Below are 21,934 nucleotides of genomic sequence, written 5' to 3'. Positions count from 1 at the left end.
AATGCAGGAATTACGCATCGTACTTATCGTTGTTGGTGTTATTTTGATTGTCGCGTTATTAGCGCACGGTTTTTGGAGCAGCCGCAAACAACGACCAGAAAAATTGCTTAGTCCTAAAGTGTCAGCGAGTAAGGCACCTATATCGACCAGAGATGATTCGGGTTTCGACGATTTGGGGGTGGGCCAAGCTCGGGTGATTGGTGATCCGATTGACGACGCTATTTCTAACCTTGATGCGGCAGAGAAACCGGTGCTTCATCCTTCAAGTGTTGAGCCAGAACTAGAGCCAGAGGCAGAGCGAGAGCAACGCAAAGAGCCTGCATTTCATTTTTCTGCCGTTGATAGTGCGCCAGAGGTAAGTGATGTTCAGGGTTTAGATGGCTTAGTCAAAACCGTTAAAACAGAGGCCGAGGCAAGCTTATCGACTGTGGATGTAGAGTCAGCTCCGGAAGTTGAGCCCACGTTTGTTTATGATATGGATGAAGATAATGAGCCTGAGCCGCAGCCTAAAACTGAGCCGACTCAAGATCCAAATGCACCTGATGATGTATTCATTCTGAATATAATGGCTCAATCTGGCCGTTATCTTAAGGGCCCTGCGTTACTCGCCAGTCTTGATAAAATTGGGTTGCGCTATGGGGATATGGATATTTTTCATCGCCATTTAGATAATCGTGGCAGTGGCCCGATTATTTTTAGTCTGGCGAATATGCTCAATCCTGGCACCTTCGATTTAGATAAAATTGAGCAGTTGGAAACTCGTGGCGTCACTTTGTTTATGACGGTGCCGTGTAAAGGTGAACCCACTAAAAATTTTGCATTGATGCATAATGCGGCGACAAGCTTAGCCAAAGATTTGGATGCGATTATTTTGGATGATCAACGCAACCCTTTGACTCGGCAAACGGTGAACCATTACGAGCAGCGAGTACGTGAATATGAGCGTAAGCAACTTCTCGTAAACTAAAGTTATTATGTTTTTAGAAGCCTTTCCAATCGGTTATTTTGGAAAGGCTTTTTATTTTTTTAAGGTCGACGATGGACAAGCCAGAACAACAAATTAAGCAACTGATCTCCCTGCTTGAGCAATATAATTACCATTACTACGTGCTTGACCAGCCTTTGGTTCCCGATGCCGAGTATGACCGAATATTTCGTCAGCTACAGGGTTTAGAAAAAAACCATCCTGAGCTGCTAAGCAAGGATTCTCCGACTCAACGAGTCAGCGGAGTGCCTTTGTCGGTATTTGAGCAGGTTCAGCATGAAATGCCGATGTTGTCTCTCGATAATGTGTTTAGCGAAGCTGAATTAAGCGCATTTAACAAGCGAATCTCAGAGCGTTTACAGCGCACTGAAGCCATTGAATATTGTGTAGAACCCAAACTCGATGGCTTAGCGATAAGTTTATTGTATGTGGATGGTATGTTGGTGCAAGCGGCAACGCGTGGTGATGGGAGTACTGGCGAAAATGTGACCGAGAACGTCAAAACCATTCGTTCGATCCCTTTGCGGTTGCGTGGAGAACAATGGCCGGCTCGTTTAGAGGTTCGGGGTGAAGTGTTCATGCTGAAACAAGGTTTTGAGCGGCTCAATTTACTCGCTAAAGAAAAGGGTGAAAAAGGTTTCGCTAACCCACGTAATGCTGCCGCTGGAAGTTTACGCCAGCTCGATTCGAAAATTACCGCCACCCGTCCATTAGCCTTTTATGCTTATTCGCTTGGTGTGGTGAGTGAGCCTTTGAGTCAGAGTCATTACCAGAATTTGCAGAAATTAAAAGATTTTGGGCTGCCAGTTTGTCCTGAGGTTCGAACGGTGAGTGGCCATCAAGCTTGCTTTGATTATTATCAGGAAATCGGCGAACGTCGTAATGATTTAGCTTATGAAATCGACGGTGTGGTGTATAAAGTTGACGCCCTCGCTTTACAGCAACAACTGGGGTTTGTTGCGCGAGCGCCGCGTTGGGCGACGGCTCATAAATATCCTGCACAAGAAGAGATCACGGTGCTGCGAGATGTCGAGTTTCAGGTTGGGCGTACTGGTGCGATTACTCCCGTAGCTCGGCTTGAGCCAGTATTTGTGGGGGGGGTGACGGTAAGTAATGCAACCTTACACAATGCGGATGAAATCGAGCGATTGGCGGTAAAAATTGGCGATAGTGTGGTGGTACGCCGCGCTGGTGATGTGATCCCTCAAATTGCAGGGGTATTGTTAGAGCGCCGTCCAGAAGATGCTAAAGAGATCGTCTTCCCGATGACTTGTCCAGTATGCGATAGCGAAATTGAACGTATCGAAGGGGAAGCAGTGGCTCGTTGTGTTGCAGGCTTACGTTGCGGCGCACAACGTAAAGAAGCTTTAAAGCACTTTGTCTCACGTAAGGCCTTAGATATTGATGGTATTGGCGATAAGTTGGTGGAACAGCTGGTCGATGCGCATTTGCTAGAAACACCACTCGATTTGTTCCATCTCGCGGATAAGCAAGACGCGCTCATGGGATTGGAGCGAATGGGTGAAAAGTCGGTGAATAAACTGCTGGAGGGGATCGATGCTGCGAGAAATACCAGTTTGCCACGTTTTATCTATTCTTTGGGGATCCGCGAAGTGGGTGAAGCGACCGCTAATAATCTAGCTTTACATTTTAAGCAACTGGACGCGATTATTGCCGCCAGCCTAGAGCAGCTACAAGACGTGCCAGATGTCGGTGAGATTGTTGCAAAACATCTTCGATTCTTTTTCACCCAGCAGCAAAATGCTTTATTAGTTGAAGCTTTAGCCAATGAATTGACTTGGCCTGCAATTGAGTCTGTTGTTGTCGAAGATCTGGTCTTAGGCGGTAAGGTGGTGGTACTGACTGGTACCCTCAGTCAGTTGGGGCGCAGTGAAGCGAAACAGGCCTTACAAGGTTTGGGAGCTAAGGTTACGGGGAGTGTTTCCAAGAAAACCGATATCGTGATTGCCGGGGAAGCCGCAGGGTCTAAGCTGATGAAGGCTCAAGACTTAGGCATCGAAATTTGGGATGAGCAGCAGTTAGTGGATTTACTGCAAAGTTGAAGCTTGCATACGGTTGTCCTGCTTAAGGGCTGCTAGCCCTTAAACCTAGTTACTTTAGTACACCTTCCCGTGAGTTGATGTGCTAAAGGATGTTAACTAAATTTAATTAAATAAAGTGAATAATATGAGCCAGTTTGATTCCTTACTGCCCCCACAAATGGCTGAGAAAGCCGCTGAAGTGGGTGAGAGCAAAGCCACCAAAGATCCTTTTAAAGCCTTTATGTTGGCGCTGACCGCAGGCGTGCATATTGGGATCGCCTTTGTGTTTTACACCACGGTTACCACCGGGGCGGGTGATATGCCTTGGGGGTTTACTCATCTGATTGGTGGTTTGGCGTTTAGCCTCGGTTTGATCTTAGTGATTATTACCGGTGGTGAACTGTTTACCAGTTCGGTATTAACTTTGGTCGCCAAAGCCAGTGGTAAGATTTCATGGCCTCGGTTGGCAATGAATTGGTCCTTGGTTTATTTAGGCAATTTGGTTGGGGCTAGCCTATTGGTGATCCTGATGTTGGTCAGCAAACAATACACTTTTGCTGCTGGTGAGGTTGGAATTAATACCATGCGGATCGCCCAACACAAGCTGCACCATGACTTTAGTCAAGCTGTTGCACTCGGGATTATGTGTAATGTATTAGTGTGTGTCGCAGTGTGGATGACCTTCAGTGCCCGCAGTCTTACCGATAAGGTGCTGGTTACTATACTCCCAGTGGCGATGTTTGTGGCAGCAGGTTTTGAGCACTGTATCGCGAATATGTTTCAGGTACCGATGGCGATTGGTATTAGATATTTAGCCAGTCCGGAGTTTTGGGCTGCGACGGGACTCAGCCCTGCTGATTTTGCTGACTTGACCTTCTCCAATTTTATTTTTCATAATTTGATCCCGGTGACCTTAGGCAACATCCTTGGTGGTGGGGTGTTTGTTGGTCTAGGATATTGGCTGATTTACTTGCGTAAACCTTAGTATTCGTAGGGGCGTATAAACCTTCGAATAAGCCAGAGGGATATCACTCGTTGTTTAAGCAAGGACGTTTATTTGCGCGCTAAGTTGGTGCGTTATTGCTTCATTCGCTTTCTGCAGCGGTTTATTGGTGCTCTTATTTAAGAAGTCTCAAGCCAAGAGAGGACTATTTGTAGGCTGGACCGAGGAATTGTCTGCTTTGGTGTATATTTTGCTTCGAGTAGTCTAGCAAGTATTTGCTGTTGTTGGATTTTTAGGTGGTTTATGTCGGTTTTATCTCCAAATAGTGTGTTTACGTCTTTACAACAAGAGGGACCATTTGCACTGACTCGTGATGCGGTGGTCGCTCATCGTTTTTCTCCTTCGGTGCGGCAGTGGGTAAAACGATTGCAACAAGATGGCAATAACGTTTCTAAGTATCGCGCCTTGCGGAGTCAAATATTCGAGTTCCTTGAAATTGATGACTTTTCTCAAATTCAAAGTTTGATTGATAGTTCTAAACTACGCAAAGAGCGCAGCGAACGCGCACTCAAATTACTCGGTAATATGTTTGGCTTAAATGGTAACCTTAACGAAATCTCTAATCGGGTTGATGAGTATGCGCGTACCGCTGATGCGGTGATTCATTCTATCAAAGGCAAAATTCTCGCCCCTTATGCCTCACACATTGAAAATACCAATGAAATAGAAGTTACCAATAACCCTGTCGAACTATTATTGATTATGTTCAATAATCAATATCACAAGAAAGCTCGCTTTGAGGCTCGTCGTAAACTGATTTTAATGACTCTCGCTGGTAGCATTGAGCAGCGAGAAAGAGAGACCGAAATAGAGGATAAATTTTCTACTTTTTTAGCTTTTTTGAATGGCTATGTTTGGAGTTCGGAGCTGAAAATTGGTGAGTTAGAGCCAGTGTACCTGCACTCTAAACATCAGGCGGAAGACTATGCTTGTAGCGAAGTGAGTGTGTTAACCCCCCAGCAGGCAAAGCTTATCCAAGATCAGCCTCGAGAGAAGTTAACCTTACTTAAGCGACGCAGTTTTACGGTTGGTGAGCGGCGGGTTCCCATCTATGTGTCTATCCGTAAGAAGCCACCTGAAGCCAAGGTTCTTAAGCTATTGCGTAAGAATCAAAAAAATCCGGCGGTGGCGGTGGACGACGAACTTGGGCTCATGGCGGTATTGGATTCAGTCAGTGATATCAAGGCCTTTCAAAAACATCTCACTCGCAGTGCTTCGAGGGCCAATTCCTTGATGGTATTAGAAGATATTTCTGATTCACTCACAGATAAGTCGGTGTATCGAAGTCGTGCGGTTGGTTCTAGCGATAAAACTCCGATGATGAAATTTTTTGCTCGTTTAGGAGGGATGCGAGTGGAGTTTATCATTCATACCAACCGCACTTGGCTGAACTATCGTTATCAGCAGGATGTGGCACATAATGAGTATGAGGTAAAACGAATGTTTGATACAGGGGTGATTGAACTGTTGTTCCCGATGGATATTTTTCATCTGAATCACCGTAAAACCCGTGATGAGATGATCCAGTTTTTTAGAAAGCAGATCGAGTCTTAACTCTTTTAGGGCGTAACAAAAATAAGGCCTGCCATAATGCAGGCCTTTTGTTGTTGTATTGCAAGCAGTCACAATTAAGATAGTTTTATCACGAATATCAATGAACCATTCAGATCCTTTTGAATGGAATAAGCGAAAAACGTTTATTGGTCAATATCGAGGATGGAATTTGCCACGATTGGTACTGCTGATATGATGGATTACTTGGCGTGTTAAATTATTTCGTCATAGTGTGGGATGAGTTTAAATAGAGGACGATATTTGTGGCTAAGATTTTGTTTAGTGCTTGTTTACTTGGGTGCAAAGTACGTTATAACGGTCAAGATTTAAAGTCAGAAAATCAAGATGTAGATTGGCTGATTGCACATCATCAAATCATTTCGTTTTGTCCGGAGGTCGCTGCTGGTTTACCGACGCCAAGAACACCCGCGGAGATCCAGTTGGGGGGTGGGGAAGATGTGTTACGCGGAGATGCTAAAGTGGTGGGCCAAGATGGAACAAATCTGAGTGATGAATTTGTGTTAGCAGCGGAATTAGCTCTGAAGCAGTGTCAAAAGCACCAGATAAAATTTGCGGTACTTAGCGAGTCGAGCCCATCCTGTGGTAGTCAAACCATCTACGATGGACGTTTTCAAGGTTATAAGAAGCCAGGTAAAGGCGTCACTGCTGCGTTACTGAATGAACACGGCATCATGGTTTATAATCAGCATCAGGCGAGTGCGCTCAAATCTAAGTTGCTTGCTTTAGCTGAATAGACCTTTGAATGGAGGGCTTGAATCATAGAGCTCGCCATATCATACCAATCTCACTCATTATCTGTTGATTCTTGCTGGCGCTAAATTAGCGCTAACTGCATTATGTATTTTGTAATTAGAGCCACTAATTACTGCTCTTCATACCTGGTGTCGGCAGATTTATTCTGCACTATAAGTTGATCATATCATTCATCAGATTGGTATGATGCGCTTTGATATTCAGTCCATTTATCCCCAAAACATTACGTGACAGCAAGCCAAGGGGCCGCATTGCTCAGCGAATAATGCAGGCCTTTGAAGGCGTACTTGCTCGTGTGGGGGCTTGAAGCCGTGATTATCGGGTAAAAAAAAGCCTGCAATGATGCAGGCTTTAGAAGTGGTGGTCGCTACTGGGCTTGAACCAGTGACCCTCGCCTTGTAAGGGCGATGCTCTCCCAACTGAGCTAAGCGACCGAATTACTTGTTACTGGCAAATCGTTTGTTCAACCATTTGCTTAAATATGGTGGTCGCTACTGGGCTTGAACCAGTGACCCTCGCCTTGTAAGGGCGATGCTCTCCCAACTGAGCTAAGCGACCGAATTACTTGTTACTGGCAAATCGTTTGTTCAACCATTTGCTTAAATATGGTGGTCGCTACTGGGCTTGAACCAGTGACCCTCGCCTTGTAAGGGCGATGCTCTCCCAACTGAGCTAAGCGACCGAATTACTTGTTACTGGCAAATCGTTTGTTCAACCATTTGCTTAAATATGGTGGTCGCTACTGGGCTTGAACCAGTGACCCTCGCCTTGTAAGGGCGATGCTCTCCCAACTGAGCTAAGCGACCGAATTACTTGTTACTGGCAAATCGTTTGTTCAACCATTTGCTTGAATATGGTGGTCGCTACTGGGCTTGAACCAGTGACCCTCGCCTTGTAAGGGCGATGCTCTCCCAACTGAGCTAAGCGACCATCTTGTGGAGGCGTATTATAGGGTGGTCTACGAGTGTGTCAACGCAAATTTTAAGGAAACTGACTGCTTGTGCAAAATCTCATCAAATTGATTGCTTTCACGGCAAGCAGATACAAAGTTTCCACTGGATTTAGTCTCGCAGAGGCTGCTCTTATCTAGCGAATTCTTGCTAGTGTGTTAAAATTCGCGCCATTCATATTGCTTAATTATTGACTTAGAGAATACTCATGACAGTTCGCACTCGTGTTGCGCCTTCACCAACTGGTGACCCACATGTAGGGACCGCCTACATTGCCTTATTTAATTACTGTTTTGCTAAGAAGCACGGTGGTGAATTTATTTTACGTATTGAAGATACAGATCAAGCTCGTAGCTCTACAGAGTCGGAACAAGCGATATATGATAGTTTAAGCTGGCTTGGCTTAAGTTGGGATGAAGGTCCTGACTGCGGCGGTGCTGTTGGTCCTTATCGTCAAAGTGAACGCAGTGATATCTATAAGCAATATGCACAGCAATTAGTTGATGAAGGTAAAGCATTTTATTGCTTTGCAACTGCAGACGAGCTTAATGAAATGCGTCAGCAACAAATGGCTGAAGGCTTACAGCCTAAGTACGACGGTCGTGGTTTACATTTAAGCGCTGAACAGGTTGCTGCTTATTTGGCTGAAGGGAAACCCTACGTGGTGCGCATGAAAATCCCTGAGTCAGGTAGCTTCAGTTTTAATGATTATCTTCGAGGTGAAGTCGAGATCCCATGGGAGCAAGTGGATATGCAAGTGCTGCTTAAGGCAGATGGCTTACCCACATACTTTTTAGCCAACGTGGTTGATGATCATTTAATGGGGATCACACATGTTTTTCGGGGTGAAGAATGGCTGAACTCAGCGCCTAAGTTACTCAAGTTATATCAAGATTTAGCTTGGGAAGCGCCGATTCTAGGGCATATGCCGTTATTACGTAATCCTGATAAGAGTAAATTAAGTAAGCGTAAGAACCCAACCAGCATTAACTATTACCGTAAAATGGGCTTTTTACCTGAGGCCTTACTCAATTATTTAGGGCGTATGGGCTGGTCGATGCCTGATGAGCGTGAAAAGTTCACTTTGGCAGAGATGATTGAACATTTTGATATGAAACGTGTTTCATTAGGTGGGCCGGTATTTGATGTTGATAAGTTGAAGTGGCTTAATGGCTTGTGGATCCGTGAAGAGTTAAGCGATCAACAATTGGCAGAACGATTGATTGAGTGGGCCTACAATCAAAACACCTTAATGGAAATTATTCCACAAGCTAAAGCGCGCCTAGAGGTGATGAGTGATTTAGCACCATTAGCGGGTCACTTTGTTGCCGGCATGCCTGAATATGCGCCAGAACTGTTAACTGCGGGTAAACTTGAAGAAGAACAAGTTCGTCGTCTTTTACAAATGTTCATTTGGCAATTAGAAGAACAGCGACAGTGGAATAAAGACATTGTATTTGCGGTGGCGAAACAGTTGTCTGCTTATCTTGATGTGAAAATTCGTGATTTCCTAGAGCCTGTATTTGTCGCGATTACCGGTAAAACCAGTTCAAGCTCGGTGGTTGACGCGATGGCGATACTGGGCTCGGATATGAGTCGCGCACGCTTACGTTTTGCGCTCAGTCATATTGGTGTGAGTAAGAAGCAAGCTAAGTCGCTAGACAAAGCCTATCGTGCCTATAAAGCAAGTTGTTAGATCTGCAAAATAAGTCCCGAATTGGTTTTAGAGACCGTTGTGACAAAATATTTATTCAAATCGCTATAAAAAAGCCAACTCGATGAGTTGGCTTTCCTTTCTAAAATCTTCTTATACCAATAATACACTGCCGCAGGCTGTAACCAATAAACCTAGCGCTAGCAGAAACTGCAATTGAAGTTTGATACTCATCGTGTTCCTTTAAAATGCATCAGTAGATGGTTCATCTTGCAACAAGCGGACTAGTTAAAACCATGAAACACTTCACAGTTTGTTTCTTGAGTGTGTTTTGAGTTAACAAAATCACATCTAGGTCTCATCAATTTTGCACCTTGTTGTTGATTTGTTGGGGAATGGTGTCAAAAGTAACACTGTTACTTGAACCGTTTGTGTTGAGCCTAGGTCGAACGAAGAGTTAAATATCCTTTTTGTTAATAATGTGCGTGGTTCAAAGTTTTTAATTGAATATTTGCTATGGTGGGTAATACTAAATCGTAGTTACGCTTTGTTTTATGAAATAAAACAGCGAGTTGTACGAATAAGAGAACGGTGCCTGACAGGTTTTATCGGTTTATCGAGTAAGGTGCCATTTACTTAAAATAATGACCTCAAAGGAGTGGGTATGTCTATTACGAGCCAATTAAGTCAAGAGCTTGACCTATTAATTATTTGTGTATCTGGTCGCTTCGATTATTCTCTACATCGAGAATTCCGCGCTTGTTATGAGCATGTTTCGGTTGAAGGCCTTCGGTTAGTTCTGGATTTAAGTCAGGCTGAATATATGGATAGTTCGGCACTTGGGATGATGTTATTACTGAAAGAACATGCGGAGAAAAGTAACGCTCAAGCCTTTACGATTCGCAAACCTTCCGCTGCTATCTTAAAAATTTTAGAGGTCGCAAACTTTGATAAATTACTCAAGATTGAAAACTAGTGGCAGATAGTCATCACTTGAGTTTTCTTCAGCGTGAAGTGAAAGGTAATGCGCTGGTTGTGGATAGTGCTCGTATCGATCGCCTATTGTTAGGAAAAGCGCTCAGTGAAATCGGCTATCAAGTGGTTTATGCAGAAGACGGTGTTCAGGCGCTGGCTGCGTTTGAACAACAACACATCGATATCGTGTTTATCGATGTGTTTATGCCACTGTTGGATGGTTACTTGGCAACCGAGCAAATAAAGCTGCTTAGTGGCCAGCGCTATACTCCGGTGCTATTTGTAACCGCTCAAACAGAAGTTGATGTTTTGGTAAAGTGCATCGCTTGTGGCGGAGACGACGTGTTACTTAAGCCTGTACATCAATCTATTTTGAAAGCAAAAGCGTTGGGGTTTGAGCGCAGTAAAGCTATCTATAACGAAATAAATCAATTAAATAGACAATTTCATGAGGAAGAAGAATTTGCTGAGCGAATATTTAGCAATGCGGTGTCTAGTTCTAGTTGTGCAGATCATGAACTATTAATTTTTTTGAGTAGTGCTTCAAGGTTTTCTGGGGATGTGATTTTTGCAGAGTATCGTCCAAATGGTGATATTCATGTATTACTTGGTGACTTTACCGGACATGGCTTACGGGCTGCGATTGGCGCGATGCCAGTGGCTGACATCTTTTATAGCATGACTCGTAAAGGATATTCAGCAGAGGTTATTCTAAAACAAATTAATCAACGGCTCTATCGGTTGCTGCCTACCGGGATGTTTATGGCTGCCACCTTCGTTGAAACTTCGGTGCAGCAGCAGTCGCTGATAATATGGAATGCTGGAATGCCTGATTTATTAATTTTTAATTCACAGCAACAGCAGATCCGTGAACAGATCAGTTCTAATAATATTCCCTTAGGAATTGATAAAAATGTTGAGTTTAATTTAAACGTTATTCAATGGCTAAAGGGGGATCATGTGTTGCTGTTTAGTGATGGTGTGACCGAGGCGCTTAACTCTAAGCAACAAATGTTTGGTCTGCAAGGCGTCGAACAGGCGATTATGGACCCGCAGCAACAACCCTCGTTTATTGCCAGTATTCAGCAACATTTAGACCAGTTTTGTGGTGGAGAGAGTCAATTGGATGATATTAGTATGGTGGAGATCCCTGATTTATTGAGTCGTGCTGGTCTGTACGCTGAAAATGCCTACCCTGCAACTCCTCGAGCGGAAGGTCGATGGCGTTGGCAACTTAGTTTAGATGCGCAGCGTTTACAAAGAATAACTCCTATTCCGTTGTTGATGACGACATTACAAGAATTGTCGGTGAATGAAACTGATCGAAATATACTTTTTTGTATTGTTAGCGAGTTATATAACAATGCCTTTGAACATGGGGTATTAGCGTTAGACTCGTCTCTAAAAAACTCCACGGATGGTTTCGCTGAGTATTATCAAATGCGAAAACAACGGGCGGTTCAGCTTGAACAGGGGTGGGTTAATATCTCGATTGAGTACCAAGCTGATGAAAGTCGTGAGTTTATCATCGAGGTTGAGGACAGTGGACTTGGTTTTGATGAGACACAGGTGTCGCAACTTTGCGAGCAATGGCCTTATTCTGGTCGTGGTTTGGCGCTGGTCGCATCGCTATGCGAATCACTTGAATTTTCTAAACAGGGATCTTTTGCTAGAGCCGTGTATCGTTGTCAATATTGAACGAGATGAAAGTAATTACGTGTAAATCGTTGACTAAATGAGCAACTGGCATGATTCCACTAAAAAGCGGTTGACACTCAAACCTCTGCTGCTTAGAATTCTGCTCGCTTTCAGGTTTAAACGCCTTAAGAAAGTGATGTGACTTGGGGCTATAGCTCAGCTGGGAGAGCGCTTGCATGGCATGCAAGAGGTCCGCGGTTCGATCCCGCGTAGCTCCACCAATTCACACCCTACCGTTTTTCGGGGCTATAGCTCAGCTGGGAGAGCGCTTGCATGGCATGCAAGAGGTCCGCGGTTCGATCCCGCGTAGCTCCACCAATTCTATTACTGTTCGGCTCGTTATTTTGCTTGGCTTCAATTAAACCTTGAATCAGTGACGTAACGATTTCAGCCGTTTTGTGGTTTGTTCTGAGCGATGGTCTTTTCCTTGAGTATTCCCTGCAATTAATATCTATTTTGTTATTAATAGATTGACTTATATAACAAAAATGACCAAGTAACTGGCTAATTTTGGGGTTTGCCAGCCATACTCTAGGTTCTATAAATAAGAATTCAGAGTATGCATAAACACACCTTCGGTACTCAACAATGGGTAGAAAGGATCAGCGAGCATGAGTTACCCGCACTTGCGGCTACAGTGCGCCTATTGGAAAAACTCGCAAAAGATGACACTTCCTCTCTGGCTGTATTGGGACAATCGGTATTACATGATCATGGGCTAACTTCACGTATTCTGCGGGTTGTGAATAGCATCAGTTATAATCGAGGGAGAACTCAAATCACCACCGTAAGTCGCGCGGCGGTGATCCTAGGCTATGATCGGCTGAAGCATATTTGCATTACTGCTCGGATGATTGATGGGTTATTGTCTAGTCGAGGTATTAGCGAGGCGGTATACCAGCGAGTGTTAAAGCTAATGGCCTGCTCTTTTCATGCGGCGATGCTGGCGAAGATGATGTTGGCGGATTATGCCGAAGATACGCAGGAAGAGGTGTATATTGCGGCATTGCTGCATAACCTAGGTGAGGTCGCATTCTGGAGTATGGGGGGCAGCATTACCGAACAGCTGGAACAGCAGTTACAGCAAAATGAAGAACCAGAACAGCAGTTAGTCTCAAAGCTACTAGGGACTAATTTTACTCAACTGAGTATTGGTTTGGCGAGTCATTGGAATATGGGGCCGATGTTAGTGAAGTCATTGGCCGAGCCGGAGCGTCGCTCGCCTGAGTTTCGTTGTATTCATTTGGCTCACCAGTTTAGTAAAGCGATGATTGAGCAAGATCTAGCTGCTCGCCAGCAAGTTTTTAAGTTGATCTCAGAACAAATGAAGTTGCCGATGCCTAAGTTGATTGAAATGGTCAATCATTGTTCTGAGGAAACCAGACAATTGGCCGTCTCGTATGGTGCAATTGTACTTAAACCCTACTTAAACTTTGGTGACTCGCCACCTCTGGAATTGGATGACCTTTCAGATGCAACGGCAAGTGATGTCTTATCTAAACAACATTTACAATTGCAGTTATTGCGTGAACTTACGCTAGTCACCACTGAAAATCCTGATTTAAACTTAGTGATCCATACTGCGATGGAAGGGATCCAGCGGGGGATTGAGATGAACCGAGTGATGGTTCTGATGGTGAATCCGGCACATGACGCGCTAAAGCTTCGTTTCGTGGCAAGCCCACAGCCAGAGCAAGACAAAATTGATTTTCAATTGAGCTTAAAAGGGGCTGATACGGTATTTATTCAAGCCTATCGAGATAAACGTAATATCTGGATGAATAATGCGACTGGTTCGCGTTTTGAAGGCTTGCTAAATAATCAGATCCGTCGAATCACTCAAGCGGGCCCATTCTTTCTAGCACCGTTAATTATTGAAGGACGCTGTATCGCGATGATTTATGCCGATAGGCTTGTGGGATCGGGTGCTGAGCCGCTCAATAAGGAGGACTTCGACAGTTTTGTACACTTTGCCAAGCAAACTAATTTATGTTTGTCAGTCATTTTAAAATAGGATGCTTACTGTCGCGATATGGTTTTGATATTAAAATCATAAATCAAGGCGGCTGAGTATGTTCAGCCTCCTTGGTGTGATTAACAACGGCGTGATTATTGAACTTGTTTCAACCAGGTATCGTCTTTAAACCACTTGTTATAGATTCGATCATAGGTTCCGTCCCCTTTAATTTGGCGTAAGTAGCCATTTAAAAAGTTTAGAAAATCAGGATCGCCCTGGCGTATGGCCCAACCGAGAGGCTCATAGGTGAAGGGTTGGTCAAGATGAATGACTTGAGTTTGGTGTTGCGAACTATAAATTGCATTGTAGGGTAAGTCGTAAATAAAGGCATCTGCTTTGCCATTGGCTATTTCCAATACGGCGTCAGCTTGAGACTCAAATAAGTTAACTTTAGCTTTTGGCAGGTAACGTTTAATGGCGCTTTCACCGGTGGTACCGAGCATGGTCACAACGGTGTATTGGTCGCTATTTAGGTCTCGGTAACTGCTTACTTTGCCTTTCAGTTTTGGATTTAACAATACCGACTGACCAACGACTACGTAAGGGTCTGAGAAGTTTACTTGCATGTTACGTTGTGGCGTAATGGTCATTCCGCCAGTAATAATGTGGCATTTACCCGTGAGTAGTGTTGGAATAATACCATCCCAAGCAGTATTAACTGGCACATATTTAACGCCCATAGCGCGAGCCATTTGTTTGCCTAAATCGATATCAAAACCGATAAATTGACCATTTTTAGCTTTGATTTCAAAAGGCATATAACCGGCCTCAAAACAGACCCGTAGTTCACCTGCTTCAGTTATCTCTTGTAATAGGGTTTGTTGCGCAAATACAGAGCTGGATAGTAAGGTGATGGCGGCAAGCGCCGAGTGAATAACGCGTTTCATAGTCGTCCTTGTTGTGTGGTTATGTTTGGCTTATTTTGGATTTTATATGCTGTTTTGTTTGTCAATGTAGAGATAAATCCAATTTATCCTACATCTTTATAGCAGAATAAACTGATTAGTGATAGTCATCGCCTGTTCATTTAAACCCTAGATATTTTTAATTCATCAAGGCTTTTATCGTTATTACTAGATGAAATTGCCAGGGCAGGTGCATTGAACTGAGAAATTGTTTGATTTATGTCTTTATGAGGGCTGATTGCTAGTTGGATATATTTTTTTGTACTTATTGGTTTTTGTTGGTTTTAAGAGTATTTCTAGGTGAGGCATCGGGCATCGGCGGCCCAGCAAAGCCAAGTTTGCTGGGCCGCTGTGGGTCTATAACACCATTGACAAAAATTGTCGTAGTCGTGGGTGAGCGGGTTGGTCGAAGAACTTTTCAGGTGAATCTTCAACGAGCAATTCACCGTCCTCCATAAACAGTACTCGGTCTGCCACTTCACGGGCAAAGCCCATTTCGTGGGTGACCACCACCATAGTCATGCCGTTAGCGGCCAGGCCTTTCATTACATCCAGAACTTCCCCCACCATCTCTGGATCAAGCGCTGAGGTTGGTTCGTCAAATAACATAATGTTGGGCTGCATCGCTAAAGCACGAGCGATAGCGACTCGTTGCTGTTGCCCGCCAGACAAGTGCGATGGATAGTTATTCATACGTTCCGAGAGACCGACTTTAAGCATTAAGGCTTTAGCTTCATCTTCTACTTGTTTTTTAGGTCGTTTAGCGACTTTGAGCGGCGCTAACATCACATTGCCTAAAGCAGATTTATGCGGGAACAAGTTGAAGTTTTGAAAAACCATGCCAACTTCTTCGCGTAAGCTATTAATATTGGTTCCCTTGGCGTACATGTCGGTTCCATCAATGCTGATGCTTCCGCTGCTAATTGTTTCCAGTTGGTTGAGGGTACGTAAGAAGGTTGATTTACCCGAACCTGAAGGGCCCACGATTACCACCACCTCACCGCGAGACACGGTTGCTGAAACGTCTTTTAGAGCGTGACAGCCATTGGGGTAAATTTTATTGATTTTTTTTGCGACGATCATTTCATCGCCTTGATAATCTTTAGTCACTGGCTGCTAACCTCTTTTCTAAGCGTTGAATTGCCCAAGATAAACTGCTGGTGAGTACTAAGTAGAGCAAGGCAACAGTAAACCAAACTTCGAAAGGGGCGAAACTACCACTGACCACTTCTCGGCCTGCTTTGGTTAAGTCGGTAATTGAGATCACCGAGACTAAGGAAGAATCTTTAATTAGGTTAATGAATTGGCCTGCCATTGGGGGCAGGGTACGTTTAAAGGCCTGTGGCAAAATGACATTAATCATCGCTTGGGCATAATTCATACCTAGAGAACGAGCCGCTTCCATTTGTCCTTTGGGAATCGATTGGATCCCCGAACGGATTATTTCCGCTACGTAGGCGGCGGTAAACACCGACAGAGCGATGACTCCAGCAGTAAAGCGTTCAATATCAAACACGGTGCCGATAAAGAAGTAGACGATAAAAATTTGTACCAATAACGGTGTGCCGCGAATGATCTCAATATAGGTAACCGCTAGTTTCGCCAACGTTGGATTGGCAGCGATACGCATTAAACCCACCATTAGCCCGATGATAATTGCGAAGAATAGCGACCAGATGGAGATCTTGATCGTCACAATTAGACCTTCCGCTAACGGACCCATTCGCCAGGATTCTGAGGATGCGAGCTGATCACCTTCGAATACTAGGTCGCCTTCATATACGGTTACATTTTGGTAATCGCTGAGTTTTACCAGGATATCACCGCTATCTGATACTAGTGCTAGTTTTCCCGAGGCATCGCTGTGAATACTTCCATCTTGCGGTGCGGTAATACTAGATGCTTCGGTATTGATTATGTAGGGAACAACCCGTTGCCAATTCCAGTTGTAGTCAATTTTTTTACCGGAAAGATAAATCAGTACACACAGGCTGATGAGAATGGCAGCAAATAGACCATTCCAGAGAATATTTTTTGTTAGAGTTTTCATCTGAAGCTCTTATTTTTCTTTATATATGGCATAACTTTGCGTAACTTTGAGGTTTATCCCCTCGTTACATAAAGAAAGTGGCTGGATAAGCCAGCCACCGAGATCTATCTATTGTACTTGTTTTAACCAAGCGTCATCTTTAAACCACTTGTCGTAGATCCGTTGGTAAGTGCCATCACCTTTGATTTGGCGTAGGTAGCCGTTCAAAAAGTTTAGAAAATCTGGATCGCCTTGGCGGATTGCCCAACCGAGGGGTTCGTAGGTGAAGGGTTGGTCTAGGTGCTCCAATTGACCTTGATGCTGGGCGGCATAGATGGCGTTAAAAGGTAAGTCGTAGACGAAAGCATCCGCCTTGCCGTTGGTGACTTCGAGTACAGCATCCGATTGATTTTCAAATAAGTTGCTTTTGGCTTTTGGGAGGTAGCGTTTCACTGCGCCTTCGCCTGTGGTACCAAGTTTGGTTACGACGGTGTATTTGGCATCATTTAGATCCCGATAGCTGCTTACCTTTCCTTTTAAGCTAGGGCTAAGCAGAATAGATTGACCTATCACCACATAAGGGTCGGCAAAGTTAACTTGCATGTTACGTTGTGGCGTAATTGTCATACCGCCCATAATGAGATGACATTTACCTGTCAACAAGGTGGGAATAATACCATCCCAAGCAGTGTTGACTGGCACATATTTTACGCCCATCGCTCGTGCCATTTGCTTACCTAAGTCGACATCAAAACCAATGAATTGACCATTTTTGGCTTTCATTTCGAAAGGCATATAACCAGCATCAAAACAGGTGCGAAGTTCTCCTGACTGAGAAATTTCTTGTAATAAGCTTGGTTGCGCAAATGCGGCACTAGAGAGTAGTGTGAGAGTGGCAATAGCCGATTGAATGACACGTTTCATAGTTGTCCTTGTTGTGTTTTCGTAGTTATTTTTATTGTGGCCATGTTCTGTCTAATCCGTTCAAAACAGTGATACGCCATCGTCTTTTAGGGATGTTATAGCAGAATATACTAACAAAAGGTAGTATCGGCTTTGGGGTAAAAAAGCATAAAAGTAGAATAATTATTAAGTAAACAGCCATTTAGTTGGTTAAATAGGCTTATTTTTAGATTTATGATAAATGCTTGTCATCGGCTGAACTAGTTGGAAAATCTTAGATATGATTAAATCACAGCGAATTGATGGTTAAATGTTATTCGGCAATGTTTTTTTTGGAGTAAATAACCGCGTGCGCTTGAAGATACCGAAGTTGTCTAGGCTCTCCAATAACGCCTTATGCAAAGTGATATAAATTGGTGCTAAGCTCGCCTTTATTCGGTTTACATTACTATTTTTGACGATTTCCATTGAGTTTTTTAATCATGCAATAGCTTATTAGTCGTGTTGCAATGACTGGGTGATTGGCTTAGTTTGTTGTAGGTTAATGAAGTCGCCTCAACAGATCCTGGGAGGCTGTATGCTAGATATGGATAGGCGAATGGCTGATAGTTTCTTATTATTTGATCCGCTTGAGCATGACTTGGTCAGCAATAAAATTTTACCACTATTTACTCAGGTGGTACTACCCAAGGGATGGGATCCACAACAGCCGCCAATATTTGAAGCGGATAGCCTCGTGTATTGCTATTTAAGTGACGCGCAATTGTCATTGGCAATTGCTTTAGCGCTTGAACAAGGATGGACTCTTGCCATCTTGCCACACCCTCTTGCGAGTCATGCGAAACGGGGTTTTGCTTTAAGCTCTGATCTTGAAAAGTCGATAAATCATTTACAGACGGCACCCACTATCAACGTAGACGTATTACGTTGTAATGGGCTGGTTGTGTTGAATCATCTGGTGGTTGGGCATAGTTTTAATTTGCGTCCTGGTGGTCATAACGCGCCATGGCGTCAACGGGTGCTGCAAACTTGGCGTAACCTTCTTAAAGTCTCAAAGATCATGCCTCAACGACTGCGTTTAACGACCGCCAGTGAGACAATTTTAGACACCACCGTAGTCGGCGTAGTGATACTTGAACATGCTCATGGCTCGATGTTATCGAAGCAAATTTTACAGGACACCCACGCTAATGACGGTATGTTGCAAAGTATGTTGATAGCGCCACGTAGCATCATGGAAATGTTACGTTTTTTATTGTTAGCCATGTTTGGTCGGGTGGTAAAAAAACCGAGCTTTCTTAGTTTGATCAAATCTAAATCGATTGAAATTGAAGCGAATCATCAGTTTGACTATTGGCTCGATGGTGTCAAAGCATCCAGTCAACGGCTGCATGTTGAATGCTGTCATCGGCAATTACGGCTGCTTCCTTCTGCCGATTTTGTTTATCTAGATAATGTCACGGCAGTCAAAGAGAATCGTAAGATTGGCAAACTTCCTCGGGGAGAGGCTATTGCCGCAATGGCCGCACATCCACTGCCTTTAATCGCGCATGCTGCAACTGAAGAGTTTAAAGAGCTTTACCAATTGCTACGTGACAATGCTACCACCTCGTCAGCCTTTTTGATGTTAATGATTTTGTCTACTTTATTGGCGAGTATTGGTTTGTTTGCAAATTCTGCACCGGTGATTATTGGGGCAATGATATTGGCACCGATGATGGCGCCTATTATTTCTTTATCAATGGCCTTAACTCGACAAGACTCTAGCTTGATGACTAAAAGCATCGCAAGCTTAACGACTGGTTTGTTTGTTGCTTTGGGGTTTGCTGCCTTGGCCAGCTTCATTATGCCTATGGAAGTTGTCACTTCTGAAATTGCTGCTCGATTGAGTCCCAATTTACTGGATCTGGCGGTCGCTATTATCTCCGGCATTGCTGGTGCCTATGCGCATGCACGTGTTGATGCGGCCAAAAGCTTGGCGGGGGTTGCTATTGCGGTGGCTTTGGTTCCACCACTGGCGGTCACCGGGATCGGTCTTGGCTGGTTTGATCTGAATGTTGCGGGCGGTGCATTTTTATTATTTCTAACTAACTTTGCGGGAATTGTCTTTTCTGCGGCTTTAACTTTTTTAGCACTGGGTTTTGCTCCTTTTACGCGAGCGAAGAAAGGTTTAGCAATTGCCTTGCTTGCGGTGACGGTGGTTAGTATTCCTTTGGCTTTTAGTTTTATGCGTTGGTCTGAAGAAGCGCATATCGTGCAGCGCTTGCAAGGGCAAAGCTTTGAGTTTTTATTGGTTCGTTCGGTGCGTGTGCAAAGTGTTGAGCCGCTGGTCTTAAGTTTGCAACTTGTGTCATCTCATGCGGTGAACGATGCTCAGTTAGATCAACTAAAAGATCAAATCATCCAACAATTAGGCAAGCCTTTGCAGCTGGAAGCGACAGTGATCGTGAGGCGCTAGAATTTACAAATATAGCGGGGTCATTTGTCGCCAGTAACGGCCACGGTGAGCTCGCCCCTCCCATTCAACCAGATGATGCTTAATCCCTTTGTGATGTAGAATGTGACTGAGCACATGATTGTTTTGCAGGAAGGGATCTTGGTTGCCAATGGTAAAGACCAGTTCGGTATTGGCCAGCTCTGAGAGCCGTTCTGGGCAATTCATGTTTACCAAATAATGGGTCGGTGTATGAAAATAAATATTTTCATCGTAGAAACCATCAAATAAATCAGTAAACGACTCTACTTGCCAAGTCAGGTCAAAGCGCCCGGAAAAGGCTGCCAATTTATTAAATAGATGAGGATGGCGAAACACGATATTCGCGGCATGAAAAGCGCCCAGTGAACAGCCATGAGAAATTGTGCAGGGATGTTCATTTTTTGCGGCCATCAGCGGAAGCACCTCACGTAATATGTAATTTTCGTATTGCTGGTGGCGGGTAATTCGCCCCGAAGGGTGCGCCCAAAAACAATACATGCTTTCGGCGTCGATGCTATCTACGCAATACAGTTGTAATTGGCCTTGGTTTATTTTGGGGGCAATAGCATTCACTAAGCCCAGGTTTTCATATTCATAAAAGCGGCCGCCACGGGTTGGGAAAACTAATACTTTTGCGCCTGCGTGGCCAAATATAAGCAGTTCCATGTCTCGGTTGAGGTTGGGACTCCACCATCGATGATATTCACGATTCATAAGGTTCACTCAAAGGTTCAAAAAAAAGTTCCAGCTCTTGCTCTAACTGTTGGCGTTGCTGTTGTTTTGTGGGGTAATCAAAATGACCAGCCCTAAGCAAAAAGCGTTGCTTTGGCTGCGGCGCTTGGTTGTAGGCAGAGAATTGACCGGGGGGGGCAACACAGGGATCGAATAAGGCTAAGGCCCAATGGCTGGGAATGCTGAGATAACGGGCGGCGGTTGCTGAATCAAAGTAACGTAGGGTCGACAGCGCCAACTGAGGCTCAGCGTTATAAAATTGCTGCAAGGCTGCGCCGCTGCCGAGGGTGGGTAATTTTAAGCGGAGTGGTACATTACCAAAAGTGGGGACATGGAAATGCGCCCGCTGAATTCGCTTATCAAAGGCGCAGGCAAAAATGCCAAGCCCCCCACCAAAGCTACTCCCCATAAATCCCAGGTTGTTAGTCACTTGTGGAAATAAACGGATTAGAGCAGTCGCTGCGCACCACAAATCTTGTACACATCCGCCGATGATATAACGTTGTTTGTCTTGGATATTATGTAATACGTGCCACATTGGGTTATCAGATATCGGCGCTTTGGCACTGCGGCCAATGCCGCGAACACAAGGCATTAAGATCGCAGTATGTTTGAGCGAGAGCCTTGAGTTAAGCTCACGAATGCCACCATAACCATGCGCACTAATTATGGCTGCGTTAATGTGGCCAGACTTTGGCAGTAGTAACCAGCCACCGCAACGGACTTGCTTGGTAGAGTTGTAATAACAATCGAAAATGCGCCAGGAACCACGAACCTGCTGAGTATCTTGTAGCGAAAGATAGGGCGCAACCGCTAAGGCTTGTCGATACTTTTGTTGCCAAAACGACTGAAAATCTTCAGGTGCGTCATTTGGCTGAAGTGCATCTAGTTCGGGCAAACTAAAGCCATAATCGGGCTCAAACTCAAAAGGATGCTTTAGTTTGCTTGGCATGATAGGCAGGTCTCGGCAATCAACTCATGAAAACTATAAACCGTTTATATGACGTTTTTCCAGACAATGCTTGTATTTAATATTAAAAAAATCAACAACTGGTCCTCGCGATTCATTGCGGTAGTGAGGCTGGCGTTTGATAGTTGCAGTGAGCGGGTTGCAGCAGTAAGACAAGCCAAGGGCCGGTTTTGAATGCCAGACTCCAGTCGTCACCGTCTCGGAAGGTGGCTTTGGTCGCGTTGTAATATTACCGATCCATCTGGAGCGGGGATAATGCAAAAAATA

At 44.3% G+C, this 21,934-nt stretch carries 16 protein-coding genes and 7 tRNA genes; 12 read left to right on the top strand and 11 right to left on the bottom strand.

Annotation, left to right across the window (positions count from 1 at the left end; all coding sequences use genetic code 11):
* Window position 1: 1 nt before the first annotated feature.
* From zipA to ACRRS1_RS15855, 5 genes are all read left to right on the top strand, one after another.
* Window positions 2–967, top strand: a complete 966-nt coding sequence (zipA, locus tag ACRRS1_RS15875; protein WP_432467408.1) for a cell division protein ZipA — start codon at window positions 2–4, stop codon at window positions 965–967.
* Window positions 968–1,038: 71 nt separating this feature from the next.
* The gene (gene ligA / locus ACRRS1_RS15870) at window positions 1,039–3,048 is read left to right on the top strand and encodes an NAD-dependent DNA ligase LigA (protein ID WP_432467409.1); all 2,010 of its coding nucleotides are present in this window, start codon (window positions 1,039–1,041) and stop codon (window positions 3,046–3,048) included.
* A gap of 124 nt (window positions 3,049–3,172) precedes the next feature.
* Entirely contained in the window at window positions 3,173–4,012 is an 840-nt protein-coding gene (focA, locus tag ACRRS1_RS15865; RefSeq protein WP_432452227.1) for a formate transporter FocA, read from the top strand.
* A 261-nt stretch (window positions 4,013–4,273) separates the two neighbouring features.
* Window positions 4,274–5,584 (top strand): hypothetical protein, encoded by a 1,311-nt coding sequence (locus ACRRS1_RS15860; protein WP_432452228.1) that lies wholly within the window; start codon window positions 4,274–4,276, stop codon window positions 5,582–5,584.
* 263 nt (window positions 5,585–5,847) lie between these two features.
* Window positions 5,848–6,339 carry a DUF523 domain-containing protein gene (locus ACRRS1_RS15855; protein WP_432467410.1) on the top strand — a complete coding sequence of 164 codons (492 nt, stop codon included), beginning with the start codon at window positions 5,848–5,850 and terminating at the stop codon, window positions 6,337–6,339.
* A gap of 377 nt (window positions 6,340–6,716) precedes the next feature.
* Here ACRRS1_RS15855 and ACRRS1_RS15850 read toward each other — a convergent pair.
* The 5 genes from ACRRS1_RS15850 to ACRRS1_RS15830 all read right to left on the bottom strand — a co-directional run bounded on the left by ACRRS1_RS15850 (window position 6,717) and on the right by ACRRS1_RS15830 (window position 7,288).
* A tRNA-Val gene (locus tag ACRRS1_RS15850) sits at window positions 6,717–6,792 on the bottom strand.
* Between the two features lie 48 nt (window positions 6,793–6,840).
* A tRNA-Val gene (locus ACRRS1_RS15845) sits at window positions 6,841–6,916 on the bottom strand.
* 48 nt (window positions 6,917–6,964) lie between these two features.
* A tRNA-Val gene (locus ACRRS1_RS15840) sits at window positions 6,965–7,040 on the bottom strand.
* 48 nt (window positions 7,041–7,088) lie between these two features.
* Window positions 7,089–7,164, bottom strand: a tRNA-Val gene (locus ACRRS1_RS15835).
* A 48-nt stretch (window positions 7,165–7,212) separates the two neighbouring features.
* Window positions 7,213–7,288: transfer RNA gene (locus tag ACRRS1_RS15830), tRNA-Val, on the bottom strand.
* A 228-nt stretch (window positions 7,289–7,516) separates the two neighbouring features.
* Between ACRRS1_RS15830 and gltX the strand changes: the two genes are divergently transcribed.
* The 6 genes from gltX (at window position 7,517) to ACRRS1_RS15800 (ending at window position 13,649) form a co-directional block, all read left to right on the top strand.
* Window positions 7,517–9,004, top strand: a complete 1,488-nt coding sequence (gene gltX, locus ACRRS1_RS15825; RefSeq protein WP_432459840.1) for a glutamate--tRNA ligase — start codon at window positions 7,517–7,519, stop codon at window positions 9,002–9,004.
* Window positions 9,005–9,626: 622 nt separating this feature from the next.
* Entirely contained in the window at window positions 9,627–9,938 is a 312-nt protein-coding gene (locus tag ACRRS1_RS15820) for an STAS domain-containing protein (RefSeq protein ID WP_432452231.1), read from the top strand.
* Window positions 9,938–11,635, top strand: a complete 1,698-nt coding sequence (locus tag ACRRS1_RS15815; protein WP_432467411.1) for an ATP-binding SpoIIE family protein phosphatase — start codon at window positions 9,938–9,940, stop codon at window positions 11,633–11,635. Before ACRRS1_RS15820 ends, ACRRS1_RS15815 begins: the two co-directional genes overlap by 1 nt.
* Window positions 11,636–11,780: 145 nt before the next feature.
* Window positions 11,781–11,856: transfer RNA gene (locus ACRRS1_RS15810), tRNA-Ala, on the top strand.
* A 21-nt stretch (window positions 11,857–11,877) separates the two neighbouring features.
* Window positions 11,878–11,953 (top strand) — tRNA-Ala (locus tag ACRRS1_RS15805).
* A gap of 241 nt (window positions 11,954–12,194) precedes the next feature.
* Window positions 12,195–13,649: an HDOD domain-containing protein gene (locus tag ACRRS1_RS15800; protein ID WP_432452233.1), complete on the top strand. Its 1,455-nt coding sequence runs from the start codon at window positions 12,195–12,197 to the stop codon at window positions 13,647–13,649.
* Between the two features lie 95 nt (window positions 13,650–13,744).
* Here the strand turns inward: ACRRS1_RS15800 and ACRRS1_RS15795 are convergent, their stop codons facing one another.
* The 4 genes from ACRRS1_RS15795 to ACRRS1_RS15780 form a co-directional block, all read right to left on the bottom strand.
* A complete protein-coding gene (locus tag ACRRS1_RS15795; RefSeq protein ID WP_432452234.1) occupies window positions 13,745–14,539 on the bottom strand; it encodes a transporter substrate-binding domain-containing protein in 795 nt (264 codons plus the stop codon).
* A gap of 375 nt (window positions 14,540–14,914) precedes the next feature.
* A complete protein-coding gene (locus ACRRS1_RS15790; protein WP_432468975.1) occupies window positions 14,915–15,640 on the bottom strand; it encodes an amino acid ABC transporter ATP-binding protein in 726 nt (241 codons plus the stop codon).
* Between the two features lie 19 nt (window positions 15,641–15,659).
* On the bottom strand, window positions 15,660–16,607 hold the full coding sequence (locus ACRRS1_RS15785) for an amino acid ABC transporter permease (protein ID WP_432459837.1): 948 nt from the start codon (window positions 16,605–16,607) through the stop codon (window positions 15,660–15,662).
* 108 nt (window positions 16,608–16,715) lie between these two features.
* A complete protein-coding gene (locus tag ACRRS1_RS15780; protein WP_432452236.1) occupies window positions 16,716–17,510 on the bottom strand; it encodes a transporter substrate-binding domain-containing protein in 795 nt (264 codons plus the stop codon).
* Between the two features lie 577 nt (window positions 17,511–18,087).
* Between ACRRS1_RS15780 and ACRRS1_RS15775 the strand changes: the two genes are divergently transcribed.
* A complete protein-coding gene (locus ACRRS1_RS15775; protein WP_432463632.1) occupies window positions 18,088–19,947 on the top strand; it encodes a TIGR00341 family protein in 1,860 nt (619 codons plus the stop codon).
* Window positions 19,948–19,950: 3 nt separating this feature from the next.
* On the opposite strand, the gene ACRRS1_RS15770 is transcribed toward ACRRS1_RS15775, so the two are convergent.
* Window positions 19,951–20,679 (bottom strand): esterase family protein, encoded by a 729-nt coding sequence (locus ACRRS1_RS15770; protein ID WP_432463631.1) that lies wholly within the window; start codon window positions 20,677–20,679, stop codon window positions 19,951–19,953.
* Window positions 20,669–21,649 carry an acetylxylan esterase gene (locus ACRRS1_RS15765; protein WP_432452239.1) on the bottom strand — a complete coding sequence of 327 codons (981 nt, stop codon included), beginning with the start codon at window positions 21,647–21,649 and terminating at the stop codon, window positions 20,669–20,671. Before ACRRS1_RS15765 ends, ACRRS1_RS15770 begins: the two co-directional genes overlap by 11 nt.
* Between the last annotated feature and the right edge of the window lie 285 nt (window positions 21,650–21,934).

The organism is Agarivorans sp. Z349TD_8 (assembly GCF_050870825.2).
Classification (GTDB): domain Bacteria; phylum Pseudomonadota; class Gammaproteobacteria; order Enterobacterales; family Celerinatantimonadaceae; genus Agarivorans.
The sequence above is the reverse complement of the archived record's forward strand: the minus strand, read 5'-3'. Positions and strand labels throughout refer to the sequence as shown.